Source organism: Sphingomonas bacterium, assembly GCF_903643035.1.
GTDB lineage: Bacteria > Pseudomonadota > Alphaproteobacteria > Sphingomonadales > Sphingomonadaceae > Sphingomonas.
Genome location: NZ_CAHJWW010000153.1, coordinates 1 through 6,743, shown reverse-complemented (window position 1 = coordinate 6,743; position 6,743 = coordinate 1). Strand labels below are relative to the sequence as shown.

General features: G+C 70.1%; 7 protein-coding genes and 1 pseudogene. 5 read left to right on the top strand and 3 right to left on the bottom strand.

Annotated features, from left to right (window positions below; all coding sequences use genetic code 11):
• A pseudogene (locus HUV01_RS10405) lies at positions 1 to 206 on the bottom strand (glycosyltransferase WbuB); the annotation flags it as partial.
• Between the two features lie 90 nt (positions 207 to 296).
• On the opposite strand from HUV01_RS10405, the gene HUV01_RS15330 reads away from it, so the two are divergent.
• The 3 genes from HUV01_RS15330 to HUV01_RS10395 are packed head-to-tail and all read left to right on the top strand — an operon-like array spanning position 297 to position 2,900.
• Complete coding sequence (locus HUV01_RS15330; RefSeq protein WP_302480042.1) at positions 297 to 422, top strand: hypothetical protein; 126 nt, start codon at positions 297 to 299, stop codon at positions 420 to 422.
• Positions 415 to 1,773, top strand: a complete 1,359-nt coding sequence (locus HUV01_RS10400) for a DUF5935 domain-containing protein (protein WP_174298197.1) — start codon at positions 415 to 417, stop codon at positions 1,771 to 1,773. Before HUV01_RS15330 ends, HUV01_RS10400 begins: the two co-directional genes overlap by 8 nt.
• Positions 1,770 to 2,900, top strand: a complete 1,131-nt coding sequence (locus HUV01_RS10395) for an acyltransferase family protein (RefSeq protein ID WP_174298196.1) — start codon at positions 1,770 to 1,772, stop codon at positions 2,898 to 2,900. The genes HUV01_RS10400 and HUV01_RS10395 overlap by 4 nt, the downstream gene beginning before the upstream one ends.
• A gap of 25 nt (positions 2,901 to 2,925) precedes the next feature.
• Here HUV01_RS10395 and HUV01_RS10390 read toward each other — a convergent pair whose 3' ends face one another.
• Positions 2,926 to 3,486: a type 1 glutamine amidotransferase domain-containing protein gene (locus HUV01_RS10390; protein ID WP_174298195.1), complete on the bottom strand. Its 561-nt coding sequence runs from the start codon at positions 3,484 to 3,486 to the stop codon at positions 2,926 to 2,928.
• Positions 3,487 to 3,794: 308 nt separating this feature from the next.
• Between HUV01_RS10390 and purF the strand changes: the two genes are divergently transcribed.
• Positions 3,795 to 5,264 carry an amidophosphoribosyltransferase gene (gene purF, locus HUV01_RS10385; RefSeq protein WP_174298194.1) on the top strand — a complete coding sequence of 490 codons (1,470 nt, stop codon included), beginning with the start codon at positions 3,795 to 3,797 and terminating at the stop codon, positions 5,262 to 5,264.
• Positions 5,265 to 5,289: 25 nt separating this feature from the next.
• A complete protein-coding gene (locus HUV01_RS10380) occupies positions 5,290 to 6,000 on the top strand; it encodes an SDR family NAD(P)-dependent oxidoreductase (RefSeq protein ID WP_174298193.1) in 711 nt (236 codons plus the stop codon).
• A gap of 102 nt (positions 6,001 to 6,102) precedes the next feature.
• On the opposite strand, the gene HUV01_RS10375 is transcribed toward HUV01_RS10380, so the two are convergent.
• Positions 6,103 to 6,743: class I SAM-dependent methyltransferase (locus HUV01_RS10375; protein ID WP_174298192.1), on the bottom strand; the 641-nt coding region annotated here is incomplete at its 5' end.

Genomic DNA, 6,743 nt, shown 5'->3' with positions numbered 1-6,743 from the left:
GCCGGCCCGCGGCGCGGCGGGACGGTGCGGAAGAAGGCGAGGTCTTCGATCGTCTCGCACGGCGACGCGGTCGCGCCCTGCTTGGCGCCGGTGACCGCGGCCACCTGCCACCCGCGCGCGCGCTGCGCCTTCAGGATCGCGCGCGTCCGGAACGCATAGCCGCTCTGGAGCGGCAACCCGTGGTCGAGGACGTGGAGGATGCGCATCCCGCCCTCCTGCCACCGCGCGCTTAACGGGCCGTCAACCGGCGCGCCTTACCGACCCTTCCTACCCTCCGTTCGGGGGAAGGAGCGCGCATGATCGACAATTTCGCGCTCGCGGTCAGCCATGGGCTGATGATGCTCGCCGCCTTCCTGCTGATGCGCCGCCGCGACCTCGACGTCGAGCCGCCGCCCGCGACGGAGCAACCCCCGCGTGCGTGACGTGGCGTTCATCGGCTATCTGATGGTCCTGCTGGGCCTGGGGTTCCGCCGCCCGTTCCTGTTCGTGCTGGCGTACGTCTACATCGACATCGTCGCGCCGCAGCGGCTGACCTATTACATGCTCAATTCGGTGCCGATATCGCTGGTCGCGGTCGGGCTGACGTTCGGCGGCTGGCTGCTGGCGGACGACAAGCGGGGTACGCGGGTGGCGCCGCGCCAGATGATGCTCGTCGCGCTGCTCGGCTATTGTTTCGCCACGACGCTCGGCGCCGACTTCCCGGCCGACGCGCTCGAGAAATGGGGCTGGGTGTGGAAGGCACTGGCCTTTGCCGCCTTTCTGCCGTTCACACTGCGCACGCGCCTGCGGATCGAGGCGCTGCTGCTGTTCATGGTCGTCTCGGCCAGCTCGATCATCATCGTTGGCGCGCTGAAGACGCTGGCGAGCGGCGGCGGCTATGGCGAACTGAACCTGATGGTCTCGAACAACTCGGGGCTGTACGAGGGCAGCACGATCTCGACGGTGGCGATCGCGATCGTACCCATCGTCGCCTGGTTCATCCGCCACGGCACGATCTTCAGGCCCGACCGCAAGGTCGCGATCTTCTGCCTCGCGCTGATCTTCGCCTGCCTGCTTATCCCGATCGGCACGTCCACGCGGACCGGGCTGTTGTGCATCGGCCTGCTCGCGCTGCTGATGCTGCGCGATGCGAGGCGCAAGTTCCTGTACCTCGGCATGCTGGCGACGATCGGGCTCGTGGCGGTGCCGTTCCTGCCATCGGCGTTCACGCAGCGGATGCATACCATCGGGACGTACCAGGCAGACACCTCCGCCTCCACGCGGCTGGCGGTGTGGCAGTGGACGTGGGACTATGCCAAGACGCACCCGCTGGGCGGCGGGTTCGACGCCTATCGCGGCAACCACATCCGATACGACACCGTCGCGATCACCGGCGCCGGCGCCGCGACCACCGTCACCAACAGCCTGCAGGTCGACGCCGCGCGTGCCTATCACAGCGCCTATTTCGAGATGCTGGGCGAGCAGGGCTATCCCGGCGCGGCGTTGTGGCTGCTCATCAACGTCGCCGGGCTGGCGCGGATGGAGGTGCTGCGCCGCCGCTATGCCCACGCAACCCCAGACCAGGCGTGGGTCGCGCCGCTGGCGGCGGCCTTGCAGAACGGGCACATCGTCTATCTTCTGGGCGCGGCCTTCATCGCCATCGCGTTCCAGCCGTTCGTATACATGCTGATCGGCGCGCAGATCGGGCTGGACACCTATCTGGCGCGCCGGCGCGCGGGCGAGAGCTTCCGGCCGATGCGGCGCGCTCGCGCCGCGGCCGCGCTGCCCGCATGAACGGGCGGACGGGCGAACTACGGGCGCTGACCGGCGCCAGGGGGATCGCCGCCTGGCTGGTGATGCTCTATCACATCCGCCTGTCGATCGCCGGCCTGCCGGCGCCAGCCGTGCTCGCGCTCGGCAAGGGGTATCTCGCGGTCGACTTCTTCTTCCTGCTGTCGGGCTTCGTCATCTGGCTGGCATGGCACGAGCGGCTGCGCCCAGGTCCGGGCGGCGGCGGCAGCGGCGCGGCGCGTAGGTTCTGGATCAGGCGTATCGCCCGCGTGTGGCCGCTCCACCTCGCGATGCTGGGATCGGCGATCGTCCTCGCGCTGGCGCTGGCGGCGACCGGCCGCGACGGCGGCGGACGCTTCCCGGCGGCGGAGCTGCCGCTCCACCTGCTGCTGGTGCAGGACTGGGGCTTCACGGACCGGCTGAGCTGGAACGATCCCGCCTGGTCGATCAGCGCCGAATGGGCTGCCTATCTGCTCTTTCCGCCGCTCGTCGCGATGCTGGACTGGCGGCGGCTGCCGACGCCCGCGATCCTCGCGGCTCTCGCCGCGCTGTTCGTGCTGTTGCACGGCCTGTTCGCCCGCCATGGCGCTACGAGCCTTGGCTACGATATCGCGCGGATGGGCCTGGCGCGCTGCTTCGTCGAGTTCGCCGCCGGCACCGCGACGTGCGCCTTGTGGATGCGGTGGCGCGATCGGCTCGTGGTTCCAGCCATCCTGGCGGCATGTTGCGCGACGGGCGCCATCGCGGCGACGGCGGCCGGGCTCCTGCCCGAGACACTCGCGGTCCCGTTCGCGCTTGCGACTCTCCTGCTCACCCTTGCGCTCACCAGCGGCCTGCCCGGCAATCCATTGGCCGGGCGCTGGCTGCACCTGCTGGGGGAGATCAGCTTCGCGACATACCTGTCGCACTTCCTCCTGTTCTTCGTCTTCAAGCTCGCGGTCGTGGATGATGCCCGCGCCATCCCGCCCCTGCTGGTCGCAATGTACCTCGTCGTCGTGCTGATGGCGTCCTGGTCGCTCCACCATCTGGTGGAGCGTCCGGCCCGGCGGTGGGTCGAGGAACTGCCGGGGCGCCTGCCTGCCTGGCCGGGCCGTGCGGGGCGACGGCGCTCCGTCGTTCCGCGCGGCTGAGCGTCAGCCAAGCCTCAGCCGGACCTCAGGCGGCTTCCTCGGCCAGCGCCTCGGTCAGGGCAGCCAGGATCGCCTTGTTGAACGCGGGGATGTCCGCGGGCTTGCGGCTGGTGACGAGGTTGCCGTCGACCACCACCTCCTCGTCGACCACGTCGGCGCCGGCGTTCTCCAGGTCGGTGCGCACCGACGGCCAGCTCGTCATTCGGCGCCCGTCGACGACGTCCGCCTCCACCAGCAGCCACGGCGCATGGCAGATCGCGGCGACCGGCTTGTCGTCGTCCATGAACTCCTGGACGATCTCCACCGCGCGCTCCTGAAGGCGCATCTTGTCGGGATTGCCCACGCCGCCCGGCAGCAGCAGCGCGTCGAACTCCTCCGTGTCGACGTCGTCCAGCGTCAGGTCCGGGACGATCGTGTCCGCCTTCTCCGTGTCGTTCACCAGGCCCTGGATCGGATCGGTCGTGATGGAGGCGAGGCTGACGGTGGCGCCCGCGTCGATCAGCGCCTGGCGCGGCAGGAACAGCTCGTCCCGCTCGAAGCCATCGGTCGCGAGGATCAGGACGCGAGCCTGGGATAGATCAGCCATGGTGGGTCTCCAGTCATGCAAGGGATGTGCCCCAAACCGCCGGGCGGCCGCGCGCGTTCCGGAACGCGGCCGTCGCGCAACGCATTTCGCAAGGTGGGTGCCGGCCTTGCCCCCGGCCGCCCGGCCCGTCACCCCGACCATCGCGCCGCATCCCGCGCGGCGGTTTCCGCCTGTCCCCGTCACGGGCCGAACCGCGGCGGGCGGCCGCGGCATGACAAACAGGCGACAAGCCGCGCCGGCACCCCTATAGGCCCGGTGCCACGCGGGACGTCCAGGACCGATGGAGATTCATCGATGGAGACCGGCCGATGCTGACCACCCATCCTTTCGAGGACGATCACCTGCGCGAGGAGTGCGGCGTGTTCGGCGTGTCGGGCTGCGATGGCGCCGCGGCGCTCGTCGCGCTCGGGCTTCACGCGCTTCAGCATCGCGGGCAGGAGGCGGGCGGCATCGTCAGCTGGGACGGTCGCCAGTTCCACATCCACCGCGCGATGGGCCATGTCGCGGGCAATTTCGACCGCGACGACGTCATCCGATCGCTGCCCGGCGCCAGCGCCTGCGGGCACGTCCGCTACTCGACGACCGGCGACACGTCGCTGCGCAACGTCCAGCCGCTGTACGCCGAGCTTGCGAGCGGCGGGTTCGCGGTGTCGCACAACGGCAACCTGTCGAACGCGATGACGCTTCGGCGCGAACTCGTCCGGCGCGGCGCGATCTTCCAGTCGACGTCGGACACGGAGACGATCATCCACCTGGTCGCCACCTCCAGCTACCGGACGCTGATCGACCGGTTCATCGACGCGCTGAAGCAGGTGGAGGGCGCCTATTCGCTCGTCGTGATGACGCCGGAGGGGATGATCGCCTGCCGCGACCCGCTCGGCATCCGGCCGCTGGTGATGGGCAGGCTGGCCAACGACGAGGGCGGGGCGGTGATCGTCGCATCGGAGACGGTGGCGCTCGACGTGGTGGGCGCGACGTTCGAGCGCAGCATCGATCCGGGCGAGATCGTGCTGATCCGGGGCACCGACGTCGAGTCGATCCGTCCGTTCAAGCCGGTGGTGGCGCGGCCGTGCATCTTCGAATGGGTGTATTTCTCACGTCCCGACTCGATCGCCGGCGACCTGTCGGTCTATGACGTGCGCAAGGCAATCGGCGCGCAGCTCGCGATCGAAGCGCCGGTCGACGCCGATCTGGTGATCCCGGTGCCCGATTCAGGCGTGCCCGCGGCGATCGGCTATGCGCAGGCGTCCGGCATCCCGTTCGAGCTCGGCATCATCCGCTCGCATTACGTCGGCCGCACCTTCATCCAGCCCGGCGACAAGGTCCGCCACCTGGGCGTCAAGCTGAAGCACAATGCCAACCGCGCGCTCATCAAGGGCAAGCGGGTGATCCTGGTCGACGATTCGATCGTGCGCGGCACCACCAGCCTCAAGATCGTCGAGATGATGCACGAGGCGGGCGCGGCGGAGGTCCACATGCGGATCGCCAGCCCGCCGACCCGGCACAGCTGCTTCTATGGCGTCGACACGCCCGAGCGCGCGAAACTGCTGGCCGCCAAGCTGGACCTGGGCGGGATGACCGACTTCATCCATGCCGACAGCCTGGCGTTCGTGTCGATCGACGGCCTCTACAAGGCGCTCGGCCAGCCGGGGCGCGACGACGGCCGCCCGAGCCACTGCGACGCGTGCTTCACCGGCGACTATCCCACCCGCCTCACCGACCAGGACGCGGCGGAGGACGTCGACCAGTTCGCGCTCCTCGCCGAGCGGGTCGCCTGATCCCGACCTCCTGCCGGAAGATTTCTTGGACCAGCCCCTAGCCCATCAACTCGCGCTCGTGACTGGCGCCAGCCGCGGCATCGGCGCCGCCACCGCGCTCGCGCTCGCCGCGCTGGGTGCCCATGTCGTCATCACCGCGCGCGACGCGGACGGGCTGGAGCGGGTGGAGGAGGCGATCTTCGCGGCCGGCGGCAGCGCCACGATCGCGCCGCTCGACCTGACGGAGGCGGACAGCATCGCGCGGCTCGCCGCCGCGGTCGCCGAACGCTGGACCGCGCTCGACGTCATGGTGCTGAACGCCGCCCGGCTCGGCGCGCTGGCGGCGGTACCCGCGATCGATCCCAAGGAACTGGCGGCGATCCTGACGCTCAACGTCAGCGCGCCCGCCTCGCTGATCGCCGCCTTCGATCCGCTGCTGCGCGAGTCGGCGGCGGGCAAGGTGATCGGCGTCACGTCGAGCGTCGGGCGGAAGCCTCGCGCGTTCTGGGGAGCCTATGGCGCGTCCAAGGCGGCGTTCGAGATGCTGGTCGGCGCCTATGGCGAGGAGATGGAGGGCATATCGCCGATCCGCGCCGCGATCCTCGATCCCGGCGCCACCCGTACGCGGATGCGCGCCGACGCCTATCCGGGCGAGGACCCCAAAACCGTCAAGGATCCTGCGGTGGTGGCGCGGCGGATCGCGACGCTGGCGGTCGAGGGGTTCGAGCCTGGGCATTTCGAGCGGGTGGAGGGCTGATCCCCATCCCCTCTCACGCCGGCCTTGCCGAAACGCTGTCCCTCACCTCACCCGGATGGGAACAGCGCCCTTCGGCGAGCGCGCGATGAACGGGAGGGGCGGTCATCCCTTCACCAGCGTCACCTGCGCGACGTCGATCCCGCCGCCCCGGAACCCGCCCTCGCAATACATCAGGTAATAGCGCCACAGCGCCACGAACCGCGCGTCGAACCGCACGGGCAGCCGCCGCTCCGCCACCGCCGCGTCGAAGCGCAGCCGCCAGAGGCGCAGCGTCTCGGCATAGTCCTGCCCGAACCCCCTGCGGTCGCGCCAGTCCAGCCCGGCCGCGACAGCCGCGGCGCGGAACCGTGCCTCGGACAACAGCATGCCGCCCGGGAACACATACCGCTGGATGAAGTCGACACCGTTCGCATAGGCGTCGAACAACGGCTCGTCGATGGCGATGAACTGGATCGCCGCGCGCCCGCCGGGTTTCAGCGCGCGCGCGATCGCCCGCGCATAGCCGGCCCAGTATTCCGCGCCGACCGCTTCGGCCATCTCGATGCTCGCGACCGCGTCGAACGTGCCGGCGACATCGCGATAGTCGGTCAGCGACACCTCGACGCCGGTCAGGCCGGCGCGCGCGATCCGCTCCTCGACCAGCGCCTTCTGCTCGGCGGACAGCGTGATCGCGTGTACCGCGACGCCGGCGCGCGCCGCGCCTTCCGCGAACGAGCCCCAGCCGCAGCCGATCTCCAGCAGCC